Origin of the sequence: Pseudomonas sp. SED1, assembly GCF_034044025.1 — a bacterium.
In the GTDB taxonomy this organism is placed as follows: domain Bacteria; phylum Pseudomonadota; class Gammaproteobacteria; order Pseudomonadales; family Pseudomonadaceae; genus Aquipseudomonas.
Map to the genome: position 1 here is coordinate 15,278 of NZ_JAXCIS010000049.1, position 18,004 is coordinate 33,281.

The 18,004-nt window shown below is 61.6% G+C and carries 14 protein-coding genes; 12 read left to right on the plus strand and 2 right to left on the minus strand.

Going from position 1 to position 18,004, the window contains the following annotated elements; translation table 11 throughout:
- The first annotated feature begins 5 nt into the window (after window positions 1–5).
- The 9 genes from SNL23_RS06440 to SNL23_RS06480 all read left to right on the plus strand — a co-directional run bounded on the left by SNL23_RS06440 (window position 6) and on the right by SNL23_RS06480 (window position 8,783).
- Window positions 6–389 carry a tautomerase family protein gene (locus SNL23_RS06440; protein ID WP_318301863.1) on the plus strand — a complete coding sequence of 128 codons (384 nt, stop codon included), beginning with the start codon at window positions 6–8 and terminating at the stop codon, window positions 387–389.
- A gap of 52 nt (window positions 390–441) precedes the next feature.
- Complete coding sequence (locus SNL23_RS06445) at window positions 442–1,038, plus strand: TetR/AcrR family transcriptional regulator (protein WP_076014875.1); 597 nt, start codon at window positions 442–444, stop codon at window positions 1,036–1,038.
- Between the two features lie 216 nt (window positions 1,039–1,254).
- On the plus strand, window positions 1,255–1,791 hold the full coding sequence (locus SNL23_RS06450) for a cysteine hydrolase family protein (RefSeq protein WP_167664794.1): 537 nt from the start codon (window positions 1,255–1,257) through the stop codon (window positions 1,789–1,791).
- Between the two features lie 130 nt (window positions 1,792–1,921).
- A complete protein-coding gene (locus SNL23_RS06455; RefSeq protein WP_076014877.1) occupies window positions 1,922–2,872 on the plus strand; it encodes a 2-hydroxyacid dehydrogenase in 951 nt (316 codons plus the stop codon).
- 90 nt (window positions 2,873–2,962) lie between these two features.
- A complete protein-coding gene (locus SNL23_RS06460; RefSeq protein WP_318301864.1) occupies window positions 2,963–4,819 on the plus strand; it encodes a pilus assembly protein TadG-related protein in 1,857 nt (618 codons plus the stop codon).
- 130 nt (window positions 4,820–4,949) lie between these two features.
- Window positions 4,950–6,017: a phosphotransferase family protein gene (locus SNL23_RS06465; protein ID WP_318301865.1), complete on the plus strand. Its 1,068-nt coding sequence runs from the start codon at window positions 4,950–4,952 to the stop codon at window positions 6,015–6,017.
- A gap of 19 nt (window positions 6,018–6,036) precedes the next feature.
- Complete coding sequence (locus tag SNL23_RS06470; protein ID WP_003210776.1) at window positions 6,037–6,804, plus strand: SDR family oxidoreductase; 768 nt, start codon at window positions 6,037–6,039, stop codon at window positions 6,802–6,804.
- Window positions 6,805–6,863: 59 nt separating this feature from the next.
- Window positions 6,864–8,297 (plus strand): MocR-like pyridoxine biosynthesis transcription factor PdxR, encoded by a 1,434-nt coding sequence (gene pdxR / locus SNL23_RS06475; protein ID WP_318301866.1) that lies wholly within the window; start codon window positions 6,864–6,866, stop codon window positions 8,295–8,297.
- A gap of 84 nt (window positions 8,298–8,381) precedes the next feature.
- Complete coding sequence (locus SNL23_RS06480; protein ID WP_318301867.1) at window positions 8,382–8,783, plus strand: cupin domain-containing protein; 402 nt, start codon at window positions 8,382–8,384, stop codon at window positions 8,781–8,783.
- Window positions 8,784–8,917: 134 nt separating this feature from the next.
- On the opposite strand, the gene SNL23_RS06485 is transcribed toward SNL23_RS06480, so the two are convergent.
- The gene (locus SNL23_RS06485) at window positions 8,918–9,547 is read right to left on the minus strand and encodes a DNA-3-methyladenine glycosylase I (RefSeq protein WP_318301868.1); all 630 of its coding nucleotides are present in this window, start codon (window positions 9,545–9,547) and stop codon (window positions 8,918–8,920) included.
- A gap of 232 nt (window positions 9,548–9,779) precedes the next feature.
- On the opposite strand from SNL23_RS06485, the gene SNL23_RS06490 reads away from it, so the two are divergent.
- The 3 genes from SNL23_RS06490 (at window position 9,780) to SNL23_RS06500 (ending at window position 12,644) form a co-directional block, all read left to right on the plus strand.
- Window positions 9,780–11,090: a C4-dicarboxylate transporter DctA gene (locus SNL23_RS06490; protein ID WP_076014883.1), complete on the plus strand. Its 1,311-nt coding sequence runs from the start codon at window positions 9,780–9,782 to the stop codon at window positions 11,088–11,090.
- A gap of 145 nt (window positions 11,091–11,235) precedes the next feature.
- Window positions 11,236–11,940, plus strand: coding sequence for a FadR/GntR family transcriptional regulator (locus SNL23_RS06495; RefSeq protein WP_003212959.1), 705 nt, complete (start codon window positions 11,236–11,238; stop codon window positions 11,938–11,940).
- 17 nt (window positions 11,941–11,957) lie between these two features.
- Window positions 11,958–12,644 (plus strand): GntR family transcriptional regulator, encoded by a 687-nt coding sequence (locus SNL23_RS06500; protein WP_318301869.1) that lies wholly within the window; start codon window positions 11,958–11,960, stop codon window positions 12,642–12,644.
- A gap of 194 nt (window positions 12,645–12,838) precedes the next feature.
- Here the strand turns inward: SNL23_RS06500 and SNL23_RS06505 are convergent, their stop codons facing one another.
- Window positions 12,839–17,698, minus strand: a complete 4,860-nt coding sequence (locus SNL23_RS06505) for an NAD-glutamate dehydrogenase (protein WP_076014885.1) — start codon at window positions 17,696–17,698, stop codon at window positions 12,839–12,841.
- Window positions 17,699–18,004: the final 306 nt, after the last annotated feature.

Below are 18,004 nucleotides of genomic sequence, written 5' to 3' on the forward strand. Positions count from 1 at the left end.
CTGCCATGCCAATCGTGCGCATCGACCTTCGGAAAAACCCCGACGTCACCTACGCCAAGCGCGTCGGCGTACTGATCTATAACGCCATGCACACGGCCATCGGCGTGCCCGAGCACGACAATTTCCAGATCCTCACCGAGCACGATGAACACCACTTCATCTATGACCCTGAGTACCTGGGTATCCAGCGCAGCGACAACCTGGTGATCATCCAGATCACCTTGAACGAAGGCCGTAGCACCGAGCAGAAAAAGCTGTTGTACAAGAGCATCGCCGAGAGCCTGAACCGTGAACTCGCGGTACGCCTCGAAGACGTGTTTATCAGCCTGGTGGAGGTCAAGAGGGAAAACTGGTCGTTCGGCAACGGGATTGCGCAGTACGCCAGCTAAACGTTTTATGATGCCGCCCATTCCTGCCACAACCTGATCCAGAGAGCCCCCGATGCCACGCGTGTCCCGCAAACAAGCCGAACTCAACCGCGAAATCATCGTCGAGGCCGCCACGCGGCTGTTTCGTGAGCGGGGCATCCACGGCATCAGCGTGTCGGACGTGATGGCCGCCGCCGGGCTGACCCATGGCGGTTTCTACGGCCACTTCGAGTCCCGCGAGGCGCTGGCCACGGAAGCCTGTAACCGGGCGTTCGAACAATCGAGCCTGCGTTGGCAGGCCAGGCTCGAGCAAAGCCCTGAGCCCGAGGCGGCGCGACTGGCGTTGATTGATCCGTATCTGTCGGCGGCCAATCGTGACAACCCCGGGGACAGTTGCCCGGTGGCGGCGTTTGCCGGGGAGATGTGCCATGAAGCCGTCGACAGCGCGTTGCAACGCAGCTTTATCCAGGGCTTTGAAGCGTCCATGGGAATCCTGGCCACTACCCAGGCAACCGGAACACCCGAAGGTGACCGGCAAGCCGCCATTGCCCAGTACGCGATGATGGTCGGCGCCCTCACCCTGGCCCGTGCGACCAAAGGCAATAGCCTGTCCGATGAATTCCTCGCCGCTGCCAGAAATCTCCTGATCCCGGAAAAAAACCTCGGTTGATGCGTTGACATCCAAACGCCAGCGCCAGCATGATCGGCCCATGAACCTTATTCAGCAGGCCCTCACCCGCACCACCACCACGACCGCTTTTGGCGGGTCGTGTGGTAGCTGTGAGTGGCGCGCAAACTAAGCCACCCGGATTTACCCAAGGCCCCGCCAGCAATGGACGGGGCCTTTTTATTGCTCCGCCATCTGGCAACTACAAGGAGCAGTACCATGCCTGACAACAAGCGCCCCGCCCTGCTGGTCATCGACATGCAGACCGGTCTGTACGATGGTCCGCAAAAACCCTACGAACGCCAGCGCGTACTCGACAACATCAACCAGTTGATTCAACGAGCGCGACACGCTGGCGTGCCGGTTTTTGCAGCGCGCCACACCGGCCCGGCGGGTTCGCCCATCGAGGCGGGCAGCCCGTTATGGCAGCTCTGGCCAGCGCTGGAGGTTGATGAGGCTCGCGACACGGTTTTCAATAAAACCCGGCCCAGCTGTTTTCTCGGCACCGAGCTGGCGCAGCAACTGGCGGCGGCACAGGTGAATGAACTGGTGATCGTCGGGATGAAAACCCAGTACTGCATCGACACAACGTGCCGAGTGGCCGTCGAGCTGGGGTTCTCGGTAGTGCTGCCGGAAGATGGCCATACCTGCATGGACACTCCGGCGTTATCGGCCGAGGCAATTATCGAGCATCACAATGGAACCTTGGCTGGGGCGTTTGTGAAGCGTGTGAAGGCGGCAGATATCTGCTTTTAACCTCCCCCTGAAACGCCCGCCGGAGTATCAATGCCCGGCGGGCGTCCGATTTTTCTTCGCCTGTCGCGGGATTCATTCCGACAAAATGTCGCATACTCAACCCCTCAAACCCTTCAGGAAGAGCCCTCGCATGCCCGTCACCGTTCTGGTCCTGGTTGAAACCATCAACGACTACCTGCCGATCATCGAAGGCAATGGCTTTCACGTGATCCTCGCGCCGACCCCGGCCGAACGCGCCAAGGCAATCAAGACCCACGGCGGGCAGATCCAGGCGGTGCTGACCCGTGGCCCGCTGGGTTTGTACGCCGAGGAAATCGCCGCGCTGCCGCTGCTGGAGATCATCTGCGTGGTCGGCGCCGGCTATGAACACGTTGACCTGCAAGCCGCCAGCAACCGTGGGATCGTGGTCACCAATGGCGCGGGCGTGAATGCACCGTCGGTAGCCGACCACGCCATGGCTCTGCTGCTGTCGCTGGTGCGTGACATTCCCCGGGCAGACGCTGCGGTACGGCGCAGCGAATGGCCCAAGGTGATGCGCCCTTCCCTCGCCGGCAAGCAGTTGGGCATTCTTGGACTGGGCGCCGTAGGCCTGGAGATCGCCAAGCGTGCAGCGCTGGGGTTTGGCATGGAAGTGAGTTACCACAACCGTCAGCCCCGCGAGGACGTGGACTACACCTACTGCGCCACTGCCGTGGAACTGGCGCGGGCTTCAGACTTCCTGATCCTGGCCACGCCGGGCGGCGCCAGCACCCGGCATTTGATCGACCGCCAGGCCCTCGACGCCCTTGGCCCCAATGGTTTTCTGGTGAACATCGGCCGCGGCAGCGTGATAGTCACTGCCGACCTGATCACCGCCCTGGAGCAACGGCGCATCGGCGGCGCAGCGCTGGATGTGTTCGACGATGAACCCAAAGTGCCGGATGCCTTGAAGCTCCTCAGCAACACCGTGCTCACGCCCCACGTCGCCGGCCTGTCGCCGGAAGCTGCCCATGACACCGTGCAGCGCGTGGCAGACAACTTGCTGGAATACTTCGCCGGCCGGCCCGTACTGACGCCCGTGACACTGCCACCGAAGAAATAATGGCTAATAGCCAGCAATCATCCAAATCCTGACTACACTGCTTGCGGGGACGCTCAGGACGCCGGTGCAGGACCGGCGAAGGAACGCAGGATGGTTTGCCATGGATTCGGCCCGGCCCGCCAACGCGGTGCGATAGGTCTGATGGGCGCGATGACCCTCGCGATTGCGCTGTTGTTTCTGCTGCTGGTGGTCGACAGCGGCCGGCTGTACCTGGAAAAGCGCAAGCTGCAACGGATTGCCGACACCGCTGCGCTGGAGGTGGTGACCCGCGGCGGCGCCTGCGTCTCCCCGAATACCAACGCCGCGCAATTCGCGATCCAAAGCGCGACCCGCAATAACTTCCCAATCAACGAAAACCGTACCCTGGCCACCGCCTGCGGCACGTTGGTCACCGGCGCTGACTTCATGCGCACCTTCAGTCCCAATCCCTCAAAAGCCGATGCGATTCAGGTCATCGCCACCCATCGCGTGGTCACCAGCATCGCCAACGGTCTCTTCATGCTGTTCTCCCCCGGCCCTTTCGAGTCGACCATCCAGTTGCAGGCAGTGGCCGTGGCCGCAGTACCCGCGCCGCCGGTCGCCGTGCTGACCATTCGCAGCACGCTGTTGACCGTCGACAGCACCAAGTCCGCAGCACTCAACGCGCTGATCGGCGGGCTGCTGGGGGGCAAGTTGCAAATCAACGCGGTGGGCTGGGAGGGGTTGATCAACACCGATATCAGCCTGCTCAGCTACCTGGACGCGTTGGCCATTCAACTGAAGGTCAGCGCCGGCAACTACGACGAACTGCTCAAGACCAACGCCAGCGTCGGCGATTTGATCCAGGCCGCAATTGATGTTCTCAAGCTGGGGGGCGATGCGGTCAAGGTGGTGATCAATAACCTGGAAGCGATCAAACTGATTGCTCCCGGCACGAAGATCCTGCACCTGGGCGACCTGCTGACCATCCAGAACGGCACCGACAAGAGCGCCCTGGACGTCAACCTGCAACTGTTCAACCTGATCCAGGGGTTTGTGCAACTGTCGAACAAGTACAACGCCGTGGCGGTGGAGCTGCCGGTGGATGTGCTGGGATTGCTGAATATCACGGTCAAGACCAAGGTGATTGAACCGGCGCAGATATCCGCCATCGGCAACCCGAAGCTGATCGCCACCCAGCCGATTTATGTCAGGACCGCGCAAGTCAGAACCTTGATCTCCGTGAACTTGCCCGTGGTCGGCGTGCTGAACGATGTGGTAAGTGGAGTGACAGGCCTGCTGGGGCTGTTGTTGGGCAGCTCCCTGGATCCGAAAATCGGCACCCAACTCGACGTGGCCCTGGAGGCGGCCAGCGGCAGTAGCGAGGTGACCGGTTATCGCTGCAACGGGCCTGCGGACAAATCGTTGTCGGTGGTGGGCACCACATCTGCCGTGCGGTTGATGGTCGGCCAGATCGACCCGACAAACCTGTTTTCCTCCACCGCCCCGCTGAGTGTCGACGAGTTTCCATTGCTCGACCTGGGCATACGAACCTGCAGCAAGGGCGTCTGCGATCCTCGGCAACCCTATGGCGTAGGCGGCATCAGCCTGAGAGTCGACAGCAGCGTGGCCAAGACCACTCGCAATCACACCTACGCGTCGCCGCCCGAGGTGAAGCAGCCCCCCGCCTACTTCAGTTTCAGTTCGAGTAACGTGGTAGGCAGCTTGAGCAACACCCTCAGTGGCATCCAGTTGATCAACCATCCACCTACACAAGGCGGGCTCTTGGGATTGGTGCTGAATCTGGTGGTCGGCCTGGTGACGGGCGTGCTCAATCTCCTCACCGGCATCATCTCCGGCGTGCTCAGCCCGCTCCTCGACCCATTGGTCAACAACCTTCTTGCCGGTTTGGGCGTAGACCTGGCGAAAGTCGAAATAGGTGCCAACCTGTCCTGCAGCCCCGGCGGGCGCGCAATTCTGGTGATCTGAACACATCAAGCCCGCTGATCATCGGCCAACACGCTAACCTATTAAGCCGCCCCAACCTTGTGGCTGGGCGGCCGCGCGCATTAGATTAGCCAATAGTCCAAGGCCTTAAGAATAAGCAGAAGGGATAAGCATGGCGCTTAATGACCAATCGACCCAGATTCGCCCCGGCGAAGAACTTGATGCCAGCCTCATCGATCCCTACCTCAAGGCCCATATCCCGGGCTTGAGCGGCAGCGTCAACATCAGCCAGTTCCCGGGTGGTGCCTCGAACCTGACATACCTGCTGGAATACCCCGGCCAGGAATTCGTGCTGCGTCGCCCGCCCTTTGGCCACAAGGCCAAGTCCGCCCACGACATGGGCCGCGAATACCGGATTCTCAACCAGCTCAAGGACGGTTTCCCGTATTGTCCCAAACCCTACGTGCACTGCACCGACGAGTCGGTGATCGGCGCCGAGTTCTACGTGATGGAGCGGGTCAACGGGATCATCCTGCGCTCGGACCTACCGCCGGAACTGGGCCTGGACGCGACGAAAACCGAAGCCTTGTGCAAAAGCTTTATCGACAAGTTCGTCGAGCTGCACCAGGTCGACTACACCGCCTGCGGCCTGGCCGACCTGGGCAAGCCTGAGGGTTATGTGGAGCGGCAGATTCGCGGCTGGAGCGACCGTTACGAAAAGGCCCTGACCCCTGACGCGCCGAGCTGGGAAGCCGTGCGTGCCTGGCTCAACGACAAGATGCCCGCCGACCACCCCACCTCGAGCATCGTTCACAACGACTACCGCTTCGACAACGTGATCCTCGACCCGCATAACCCGATGCAGATCATCGGCGTGCTGGACTGGGAACTGACCACCCTCGGCGACCCGCTGATGGACCTGGGCAACACCCTCGCCTACTGGATCGAAGCGGCCGACCCGGCGCCGGTGCAACTGATGCGCCGCCAGCCAAGCAACGCTCCCGGCATGCTCACCCGCCGCCAGTTCGTCGACTACTACGCCGAACGCTCCGGGATCCGGATCGACAATTTCGACTTCTACTACACCTACGGCCTGTTCCGCCTGGCCGGCATCGTGCAGCAGATCTACTACCGCTTCTTCCATGGCCAGACCCAGGACAAACGCTTTGCGCAGTTCATTCACATGAACAAGCTGCTGGAGCAGATGAGCCTGAACGTCATCAAACAGTCTTCCCTCTGACCCTCTTCAAGGAAAAACCATGTCCAAGACTCAACTGTTCGACCTCGACGGCAAGATCGCTTTCGTTTCCGGCGCCAGCCGCGGTATCGGTGAGGCCATCGCCAAGTTGCTGGCCCAACAAGGCGCCCACGTGATCGTGTCGAGCCGCAAGATCGACGGCTGCCAGCACGTGGCCGACGCGATCATCGCCGACGGAGGCAAGGCCACCGCCATTGCCTGCCATATCGGCGAAATGGAACAGATCACCAACGTGTTTGCCGCGATCCGCGAACAGTTCGGCCGCCTGGATATCCTGGTCAACAACGCCGCCACCAACCCGCAGTTCTGCAACGTGCTGGACACCGACCTGGGCGCGTTCCAGAAGACCGTCGACGTGAACATTCGCGGCTACTTCTTCATGTCGGTGGAAGCCGGCAAGCTGATGCGCGAGAACGGCGGCGGCAGCATCATCAACGTGGCGTCGATCAACGGGATTTCGCCGGGTGTGTTCCAGGGCATCTACTCGGTGACCAAGGCCGCCGTGATCAACATGACCAAAGTCTTCGCCAAGGAATGCGCGCCGTTCGGCATTCGTTGCAACGCGCTGCTGCCGGGCCTGACCGACACCAAGTTCGCCTCGGCCCTGGTGAAGAACGACTCGATCCTGAAAATGGCCCTGGCACAGATTCCCCTCAAGCGCGTGGCCGACCCAAGCGAAATGGCCGGCGCGGTGCTGTACCTGGCCAGCGATGCGTCGAGCTACACCACCGGTGTTTCGTTGAATGTGGACGGCGGTTTCCTGTCCTGATTCGGCTGGCGGGTGACTTGCGGTAATCTTGCGGGTGAATGCTTGCCTCTGGATGAACCATGGAACTGCACGTCGTTATCAAGGGCCGCAAGGACCTGGCCGAACAGCTTTACCAGCAACTGCGCACGGCCATTGAGTCGGGACAACTGGTGGCCGGGTCGCAATTGCCTCCCAGCCGCTTGCTGGCCCTGCAACTGGGCGTGTCGCGCAAGACGGTCTCAGACACCTACGCGGCGCTGACCTACGAAGGGTTGTTGGTCGGCAGGATCGGCCGTGGCACGTTCGTCAACGCCTGGGCCACGCGCCGCGAACACCTGCAAAGTGCCGCCGACCTCGCCTGCGCCGCCAACCTGGCCAAGTGGCAGGCCCTTCCAGCGCCCATGGGCCACCCCAGCCGTGAGACCCGCCCGAGCCGGGACTTTATCGGCGGCGCCACGGCCCGCAGCCAGTTCCCCCAGGATGAATGGCGGCGCTGCACCCTCGATGCCTTGCGTCGTATCTCACAGGACAGCGGCTTCTACAGCCGGCCGGAAGGTTTGCCGGCCCTGCGCAGTGCAATCGCCGGGCATATCGCGTTTTCCCGTGGGGTCAGGTGCAGCGAAGACGACATCGTAGTCACCAACGGCGCCCAGCAGGCGCTCGACCTGATCGCCCGCGTGGTGCTGGAGCCGGGCAGCGTCGTCGCCATGGAAGACCCCGGCTACCCCCCGGTGCGACTGATGTTCGACGCCATGGGGGCGACCGTGGTGGGCGTGCCGGTGGACGAGCACGGCCTGCGGGTCGACTTGATTCCCGACGGCACGCGGCTGATCTACGTGACGCCGTCCCATCAGTTCCCCCTGGGCATGCCCATGAGCGTGCTGCGCCGTGAAGCGTTGCTGGCACGTGCGCTGGCGCTGGGCGCCATCGTGATCGAGGATGACTACGACAGCGAATTCCGCTACGAGGGCCGCCCCACCGATTCCCTGCAAAGCATGGACACCCGCGGTGTGGTCGCCTATGTCGGGACCTTCTCGAAAACCCTCCTGCCGGAGTTGCGCCTGGGCTACACGGTGTTACCGCCGGCGATTTTTGGCGCGGTGCTCAAGGCCAAGCAACTCACCGACCAGCACAGCTCCACCCTGCCGCAATGGGCCCTGGCCAAGTTCATCAGCGAAGGCTACCTGCTCAAGCACATTCGGCGCTGCCATGGGGTGTATGCCGGGCGCCGGGAACGGATTCTGCAGCGCCTGGCGGGGGACCTCTCGCCGTGGTTCGAAGTGGTGCCCACCGTGGCCGGGTTCCATCTGGCCGCACTGTGCAAGGTGCCGGTGAATATCCCGCAGCTCACCCGACTGGCACGGGAGGCGGACGTGGGGCTCTATCCGCTGAGCGTGTTTTTCCACGACACACCGGTACGCGAGGGGCTGAAGATCGGGTTTGGCGCGATCGAAACCCTGGACATTGACCCGGCGCTGGACGTGGTGCGGGACATCCTGCGACAGATTGGCTGAGGGAATTTCCGCCGGATTGGCTATTGGTCAATTCCGGATCGGGGCCTAGGGTGAAGGGGTCTCGACTCACTCGGAAGCCTCACCATGAAAGTACTGCTCGGCACCACCCTGCTGCTGGCCTCGTTAAGCGCCTTTGCCCACGACCCGGTATACAACCAGGAAAAGATCAACGTGTTGCAGGAACACGCCCTGACCAACGTCCCCGGCAAGAAAACCGTCATGCTCACCGTGGACTATGCGCCGGGCCAGGCCACCGTACCCCACAGCCACACCGGCACTGCCGTGGCCTACGTGCTGGAAGGTGCAATTACCTCGCGGGTCAACGATGAGAAGGCGATCACCTACAAGGTCGGCCAATCGTTCTACGAACCCGCCGGCTCGCGGCACTTTGAATCGAGCAATGCCAGCCAGACCCAACCGGCAAAGCTGCTGGTGGTGATGGTGATGGATGACAAGGCCGACGTGCTCACGCCGCTGCCACGCTAACCCGCGCCACCGCCCTCTCCTGTGGGAGCTGGCTTGCCTGCGATGGCGGTGCATCAGACACAGTTGTGTTTGCTGATCCACCGCCATCGCAGGCAAGCCAGCTCCCACAGTTTTAACCGCGCACAGTCAGTGGCTCAGGGTCGTTTGAATTGGTGGCGCAGCTGTTCGATTCGAGGTCGGCAGGCACAGCCTTCAAGGTGGTCGTTGACCATGCCCATCGCCTGCATGAACGCATACATCGTGGTCGGCCCCACGTAGCTCCAGCCGCGCTTTTTCAGGGCCTGGGACAAGCGCGTTGAAGCGGCTGAAGTCGGGTTGGCCGTCCAGTACGCCAGGTCGACCTGCGCCGGGCGCTCGTCGGCGGGCGGCTCAAATGACCACAACCACGCCGCCAGCGAACCGGTCTCATCCACCAGCTCACAAGCGCGCCGGGCGTTGTTGATGGTGGACACGATCTTGGCGCGATTGCGCACGATACCCGGGTCGGCCATCAGCCGCTCGATATCCTGCTCGGTGTACTGCGCCACCCGGCGAAAATCAAAGCCCTCGAACGCCCGTCGAAACGCCTCGCGCTTGCGCAGGATGGTGATCCACGCCATGCCCGCCTGAAAACCCTCCAGGCAAATCTTCTCGTAAAGCGCAATGTCATCAGCCACCGGCACGCCCCATTCATGGTCGTGGTAATCCGGGTATTCCACTGCGGCCATGCGCCATGTACAGCGCGTCAGGCCATTCTCATCCGTCGTCAGTCCCGGAATATCCATAGCTCACCTGTTTGGCCAAGCTGCGGATGATAAGCGAAAAAAAATTCCCGCCGCCAACCGCTCAAGCACAGACCTTACGCACCCACTGGTCAGACCGGGACCGGCCATCCACGTAATATTTACTTGCGACTTGAAAAAACCCGAGCGTAGACTGGCCCCGCACTGGACATACCGGTCAGACCACAACAATTAAGCCCTGGACCCACCAGGGCACCGAATAGAGATCCTTCCCATGCTCAGATGGTGCTCGCGTTCGATTTTCCTGCAAGTCGTGATTGGCCTGATCATCGGCATAATCTGCGGCCTCGCCCTTCCCGAATTTTCCTCGCAACTCAAACCCCTGGGTGACGGCTTTATCAAGCTGATCAAAATGCTGATTGGCCTGATCGTATTCTGCGTGGTGGTCAGCGGTATTTCCGGCGCCGGCGACTTGAAGAAAGTCGGACGCATCGGCCTCAAGTCGGTGATCTACTTCGAAGCACTGACCACCGTGGCCCTGGTGATCGGCCTGATCATGGCCTTCAGCACCGGAATCGGCACTGGCGCCAATATTCACCTGGAACAACTGTCGTCTGCCGGCTTGAATGAGCTGGCCGACAAAGGCCAGCACATCAAGGGCACCAGCCAATTCCTGATGGACCTGATCCCCAACTCGGTGATCGGCGCCTTCGCTGACAACAACGTGTTGCAAGTGCTGTTGTTCTCGGTGCTGTTCGGCAGCGCGCTGAACCTGGTGGGCGAAGCTGCCTCCGGCATCTCGCGGTTGATCAACGAACTGAGCCACGTGATCTTCCGCATCATGGGCATGATCGTGCGCCTGGCGCCCATCGGCGTGTTCGGCGCCATCGCCTTCACCACCAGTACTTATGGCCTGGATTCCCTGCAACACCTGGGCAGCCTGGTGGGCCTGTTCTACCTCACCTGCTTCCTGTTCGTCGCGGTGATTCTCGGCCTGGTGATGCGCCTGTCGGGCCTGCGGATGCTGCCGCTGCTCAAGTACCTGCGGGAAGAGCTGTTGATCGTGATGGGCACCGCCTCCTCCGACGCAGTGCTGCCCCAAATCATGCGTAAACTGGAGCACCTCGGGATTGGCAGCTCCACCGTGGGCCTGGTGATTCCGACCGGGTACTCGTTCAACCTCGACGGTTTTTCGATCTACCTGACCCTCGCCATCGTGTTTATCGCCAACGCCACCGGCACACCGCTGTCGATGACCGACCTGCTGACCATCCTGCTGGTGTCGCTGATCACCTCCAAGGGCGCCCACGGGATACCGGGCTCGGCGCTGGTGATTCTGGCGGCGACACTGACCGCGATTCCGGCGATTCCAGTGGTAGGCCTGGTGCTGGTATTGGCGGTGGACTGGTTCATGGGCATTGGCCGGGCGCTGACCAACCTGATCGGCAACTGTGTCGCCACCGTGGCCATCGCCCGATGGGAAAAAGACATCGATATCCAGCGCGCCAACAAGGTGCTGGACGGGCAACAAGGGTATGCATTCCAGGCCAAGAAGCCGGTCTTGCCTGCCCACCAAGAGTTCTGATGAGACTGACTCATCCCCTGTGGCGAGGGAGCTTGCTCCCGCTGGGGCGCGAAGCGGCCCCAAAAAATGGGCCTGCTGCGCAGTCCAGCGGGAGCAAGCTCTCTCGCCACACAAAGCAGACAGTCCAATTTAAAGGGAGCCACACGTGATCACCTCGTCAACCGTAGTCAATTCAGTGGTAGAAAAACTGCGCGCCGCCCTGGCGAGGGGTCAGTGGCGGCGCGGCGAGATGCTGCCCGGCCAGCGTGAACTGGCCGAGCAAATGGGCATCAGCCGCCCAAGCCTGCGCGAAGCGGTGATCGTGCTCGAAACCCTTGGCCTGGTACGTTCCATGCCCGGCAAGGGCGTGGTGGTGCTGGAGACCACCCTCAGCGAATCCCAGGCCCAGGACAGCGGCGTGGCCGACGCCAGCCTCGAAGACATCCTGCAACTGCGCTACACCCTCGAGCCCTTTATCGTCGGCCTGGTGGCGCAATCCATCAGCAGCAAGGAAGTCGGGCAACTGCGCCTGACCCTGATGGACATGCGCGAAGCCCTCGACGCCGGCGACAGCGAAGCCGGGATGAACGCCTACATCGCGTTCCACGAAGAACTGTTCGCCCTGACCTCCAACCCGATCTTCCAGAACGTGGTGCAACAGACCAGCAACGCCCTCAAGCAAAGCGCCCAGGTGCTGCGCAACTCCCCCGAACACCTGGCGGAACGCTTGCAGGAAAACGACGCCGTGGTGCGGGCGATCCGCAACAAAAACAGCGCCCTGGCCAGCGCCGAAATGCGCCGGCACATCCTGCAGGAAGGCTTGCGCATGGGCATTCGCTTGAACATCCCGGATGACCATCTGGGTAGCTGACTTCCAGGAGACCGCGCATGACCGCTCACGCCCTGCACACCCCTTTCCCCTTTACGCCGTTGCGCCTGGTGGGCAAGCCGAAACTCTCGGTGGACGACATCTACCCGGCACTGTTCGACGCCATTCTCGAGCAACGCATCGCCCCCGCCAGCCGTTTTACCGAGGAGAGCCTCGGGCAAAGTTTTGGCGTCAGCCGCAGCGTGATTCGCCGAGTGCTGGCGCGGCTGTCGCACCAGCAAGTGATCATCCTGCGGCCCAACCATCGGGCCCAGGTGGCGGCACCCGATGCCCAACAAACCCAGCAGATTCTCGAGGCGCGACGCCTGACGGAAATCACCGTGGTGCAGTTGGCGTGTGCCAATGCGGAGCCAGCGCAGGTACGACAGTTGCGTGAGTTGATTGCGCGGGAGCGGGAATGCATCGAGCGCGACCAACGCGGGCCAGCGATTCGGCTTTCCGGGGAGTTTCACCTGCAACTGGCGGCGATAGCGGGTAACGCGCCGTTGGCGCAGTTTCTCAACAGCCTGGTGCCGTTGACCTCGTTGGCGATTGCGCAATTTGAGGCCAAGGCCTGCACGTATTGCGCGTGGCAGGAGCACAGGGCGATTGTGGATGCGGTGGAGCAAGGCGATGCCGGTACAGCCGTCACCTTGATGACCCACCATCTGGATTATCTGGAGGCCAAGCTACTACGTAGCAATTGATCATACTGCTTTACCTGTGGCGAGGGAGCTTGCTCCCGCTGGGGCGCGCAGCGTCCCCAAAAACGGGACTGCTGCGCAGCCCAACGGGAGCAAGCTCCCTCGCCACAAGTTGAGAAAACACCCGATAATCAAACACAAAAAAGCCCGGCATCTTTCGATACCGGGCTTTTTGTTTTAACGCTCAGTCAGACCCGTTACAGCACCGACTGACCGCTCATCGCCAGGTCCAGCAACTCACGGTTGGCCACCGCGTACATGGCGTAGTCCGTACCGACCGCAGCACGAATCTCCACCATCATCGCGCGCCAGCGCTCCACCATGCTCGCGTTCTGCTCAAGCCACAGGGCCACGCGGGCTTCCATGTCTTCCGGCGCTTCGGCCATTTGCAGAACCTTGATGGTGATCGCCCGTTGCTGCCAGTCCACGTCGTCGCGGAAGGCTTCGCGGGCCTGGGCCTGCCAGTTGTTGCCCACCGGCAGATCGCTGATCTGCTGCAGGTACCACGGCAAGTCCAGTGCGCTACCCACGGCGAAGTACGCCTTGGCCACGTCCGCTGCGCTCTGACCGGTCACGTCAGCGGCTTCGATGATCGGCAGCAAGGTGTACAGGTGGGTAGTGCCTGCAACCATGCGCGCCAACAGTTCAGGCACACCGGCTTCGACATAGGCTTGGTAACGGTTCTGCCAGCCTTCGCGGGTCGGACCTTCCAGCAGTTCGTCGAGTTTGAGGCCCAACGCCGCCAGGTGCGGACCGAAGTGCGCGACGTCACGGGCAGCATCCTGCTCGTTGCGACGGCTGCGCAGGAACCAGCGTGTGGCACGGCGGCCCAGGCGCATCAGTTCGTCCATCAGCGCCAGTTGCACTTCAGCCGAAACCTGGTGGTCCAGGGCTTCGATCTGACGGAACCAGTGCGGGAGGTGGAAGATGTCACGCACGATCACGTAAGCACCGGCCACGTTCGCCGGGCTCATGCCGGTGGACTCTTTCAACCGCTGAACAAAGGTGATGCCCATGTGGTTGACCAGGTCGTTGGCGATCTGGGTGCTGACGATCTCGCGCTTCAGACGATGGCGACGCATGGCTTCGGAGAACTTCGCCACCAGACTCGGCGGGAACGCGGTCTCCATGTCGCGGGTCAGGTAGTCGTCATCCGGCACCAGGGACTTGAGCAACGCTTCCTTGAGGTCGATCTTGCTGTAGGAGATCAGTACCGACAGCTCCGGACGGGTCAGACCCTTACCGGTGGCCGCACGCTCGGTGAGCTGGTCTTCGGAAGGCAGGTACTCGATGGCGCGGTCCAGCTTGCCACGGCTTTCCAGGTCGCTCATCAGGCGCTTGTACTCGGCAGCTCGCTCGAAGGCTTTGCGGGCGGCCAGGGACAGGGCCTGGGTCTGCTTATAGTTGTTGCCCAACACCAGGCTGCCGACTTCGTCGGTCATGCTCGCCAGCAACTGGTTGCGCTGCTTGTCGGTCATGTCACCAGCCTGCACCACTTCGTTGAGCAGGATCTTGATGTTCACTTCGTGGTCGGAGCAATCCACACCACCGGCGTTGTCGATGAAGTCGGTGTTGGAGCCGCCGCCATTGAGGCCGAATTCCACACGACCCAATTGGGTCATGCCGAGGTTACCGCCCTCGCCCACCACCTTGCAGCGCAACTCGTTGCCGTTGACGCGCAGGGCGTCGTTGGCCTTGTCGCCCACATCGGCATGGCTTTCGGTGCTGGCCTTGACGTAAGTACCGATACCGCCGTTCCACAACAGGTCCACCGGCGCCTTGAGCAAGGCGTTCAGCAGTTCGGTCGGGGTCAGCTTGTCAGCCTGGATGTCGAAGCGTTCTTTCATCTGCGCCGAGATGGCAATGCTCTTCGCGCTGCGCGAGAAGATACCGCCACCTTCCGACATGATGCTGGTGTCGTAGTCGGTCCAGGACGAGCGCGGCAAGTCGAACAGGCGCTGACGTTCAGCGAAGCTGTTGGCCGGGGTCGGGTTTGGATCGATGAAGATGTGCAGGTGGTTGAAAGCCGCGACCAGTTGCAGCTTGTCGGACATCAACAGGCCGTTGCCGAACACGTCGCCGGCCATGTCGCCCACGCCCACCACGGTGATGCTGTCTTGCTGGACGTTGATGCCGCGCTCACGGAAGTGACGCTGCACACCCACCCACGCACCCTTGGCGGTGATGCCCATTTTCTTGTGGTCGTAACCGGCAGAACCGCCGGAAGCGAACGCGTCACCCAGCCAGAAGCCATAGTCGATGGCGATGCCGTTGGCGATGTCGGAGAAGGTCGCAGTGCCCTTGTCCGCTGCCACCACCAGGTACGGGTCATCGTTGTCGTGGCGCACCACGTTCAACGGAGGCACCAGGGCGCCGTCTTTCAGGTTGTCGGTAATGTCCAACAGGCCGGAAATGAAGATGCGGTAGCAGGCGATGCCCTCGGCCGCGATCTCGTCCCGACCGCCGCCCAGTGGCAGGCGACGCGGCAGGAAACCGCCCTTGGCGCCAACCGGCACGATCACCGAGTTCTTCACTTGCTGGGCTTTTACCAGGCCCAGCACTTCGGTGCGGAAGTCTTCTTCACGGTCAGACCAGCGCAGGCCGCCGCGTGCAACGTTACCAAAGCGCAGGTGCACGCCTTCAACCCGTGGCGAGTAGACGAAGATTTCAAACTTCGGCACCGGCTTGGGCAATTCTGGAATGGCGTGCGGGTTGAACTTGAAGCTGAAGTACGACTTGTTCTGACCGTTGGCATCCGCCTGGTAGAAGTTGGTCCGCAAGGTAGCCTTGATCAGGTCCAGGTAGCGACGCAGGATGCGGTCTTCGTTGAGCACCTGAACGTCGTCCAGGGCCGTGAGGATCGCTTGCTCCAGACGTTGCTGCTTGTCTTCCAGGTCTTCGGCGGTGAGCTTGCGCGCCAGGTAGAAGCGGGTCTTGAACAACCGGGTCAACTCGCGGGCGATGTCGGTGTGGTTGTTCAGGGTGCTGGCGATGTAACCCAGGTCGAAGCCCAGGCGAATCTGCTTCAGGTAACGGGCGTAGGCACGCAGCAGCGCCACATCGCGCCATGGCAGGCCGGCGGTCAGTACCAGGCGGTTGAACGCGTCGTTCTCGGCATCGCCATTGACGATGTGCACGAACGCGTCCTGCAGGGTGTCGTTGAGCTGCTGGATGTCGAGGTTCAGGCCTTCGGCGGCGGTGAACGCGAAATCGTGAATCCAGAACTCGCGGCCATTGGCATGACGCAAGCGGTACGGGAATTCACCCAGTACACGCAGGCCGAGATTTTCCAGGATCGGCAGTACGTCGGACAGTGCCAGCGGGGTGTCGGCGTGATACAGCTTGCAGTGCAACTCGCGCTGACCGGAAACCTGGCCCAATGGCTGGTAGAAGCTCATCACCAGCGGGTTGGCTTCGGTGAGGCTGAGCAAGTGCTGCATGTCGACCACGGCCGAATGCGCCGCGAAGCGCTCACGGTAGCCGGCCGGGAAGCCTTTCGGGAAGTCCGCCAGCACGTTGGTGCCGTGGGCTTCGCCGAAGCTTTCCACCACCAGGCTGGAGTAGTCGTCCTGCCAGCTGCGGCAGGCCTGCACCACTTCTTTTTCCAGTTGCAGCGGGTCGATGTCCAGGCGGTTCTTCGGGTCTACCCGCAGGATCAGCTGGACGCGAGCCAGTACCGACTCGGAGAAGAAAGTCCAGAACTCGCAGTCCGAGGCTTTCAGGCGATCCATCAGGACTTGCTGGATCTTCTGGCGCACTTCGGTGGAATAGATGTCGCGCGGCACATAGGCCAGGCAGTAGCAGAAGCGACCGTACGGGTCTTTGCGCAGGAACACGCGGATCTTGTTGCGTTCCTGGATCTGCACGATCGACATCACGGTGCTGAACAGCTCGTCCACCGGGGTCTGGAACAGGTCATCACGGGGCAGCACTTCGACCACCTGGGCCAGTTCCTTGCCCAAGTGCGCCTTGGCCTGGAAGCCCGAACGACGTTCGATTTCCGCAACCTTGCGACGGATGTAAGGAATCACTCGCACGCTTTCGCCGTACACCGAGGAGGTGTAGAGGCCCATGAAGCGGCATTCCTTGACGACCTTGCCGGTGGCATCGATCTGGCGGATCGACACGTAGTCCGGGTAGGCCGGGCGGTGGACGCGGCTTGGGTGAGCAGCCTTGGCGAACGACAGCACAGCCGGCTCACGCAGGTAGTTCACTGCGTAGTCTTCGATGCGCAGGTCATCGGCCGTCAGGCCCGGGCGCAGCAGCTTGGTCAGACCGAGGAACGAGTGGGTGTCATATTCGATATGACCGCCATCCGCCTCGTCACGTACCACAAACTCTTCATAGCCGAGGAAGGTGAAGTGGTTGCCCACCAGCCATTCCAGGAAGCTCTTGATCTCGGCTTTTTCTTCGCCGTCGATCACGTACGAGCTGGCATCGATACCGGCCAGCAGTTCCTGGACCTTGGCCTTCATCGGTTCGAAATCGGCGACAGCAACGCGCACTTCGCCCAGCACCTGCTCAAGTTCCTTGCTCAGGACACTCAGCTCGGCGGCGTTGGCGCAACGGTCGATTTCCAGGTACATCAGCGATTCTTGCTGAACGTCTTCGCCCTGGGTGCCTTTCGGCAGGATTTCCAGCAACTCGCCCTTCTTGCCACGACGCACGCTGAGCACGGTGGTTTGCAGGGTATGGATGCTGTAGCCACGGCGGTTCAGCTCGGTGCGTACCGAGTCCACCAGGAATGGCAAGTCGTGGTGCAGCACTTCGACCGCGGTGTGGGTCGATTGCCAGCCATGACGTTCGTAATCGGGGTTGTAGACCCGCACTTGCGGTTGGTTGTGATCAAAGCGCTCAAGCAGGCGCCAGGCAGACAGGGTGCAACCGGCCAGGTCGGACAAGCGACGCTGGGTCAGTTCATCCAGGGAAATAATGCCGAAAAATTGTTCAGCGAACAGCGCCACTTGTGGCAGTGCCTGTTCACTGATGTGCTGCGCCAGTGCCGCTTGCAGTTGGTGCTGGAAGTCGGCTTTGCTGGCTGCGGTGAAGAACGCCATCTGTGGTACTCCGCTTGGGCTTGTTATTGATGGAAGCGTCGCGTGTTATCCCCTTGCGGGGAGACCGTCAGCTCTGTTCGCGGTCTACAGTAACGAATTCAGAGTGACAGGTGGGTGAAGCTGGACAAGACAATGAGGTCACATTCAACTTCCATAAGATGCGCACCTTGCCAGGTGACGGTACGACGGGCAGGTCAGACTCCCGGCAGGGCACATCCGTTGCGCAGCTTAACGAGTGTAGGAAGCAGGCTGCTTGCGACGCTGCGACATATTCGGTCATCGGCACGCTGCTGGCGGGTTGCGACT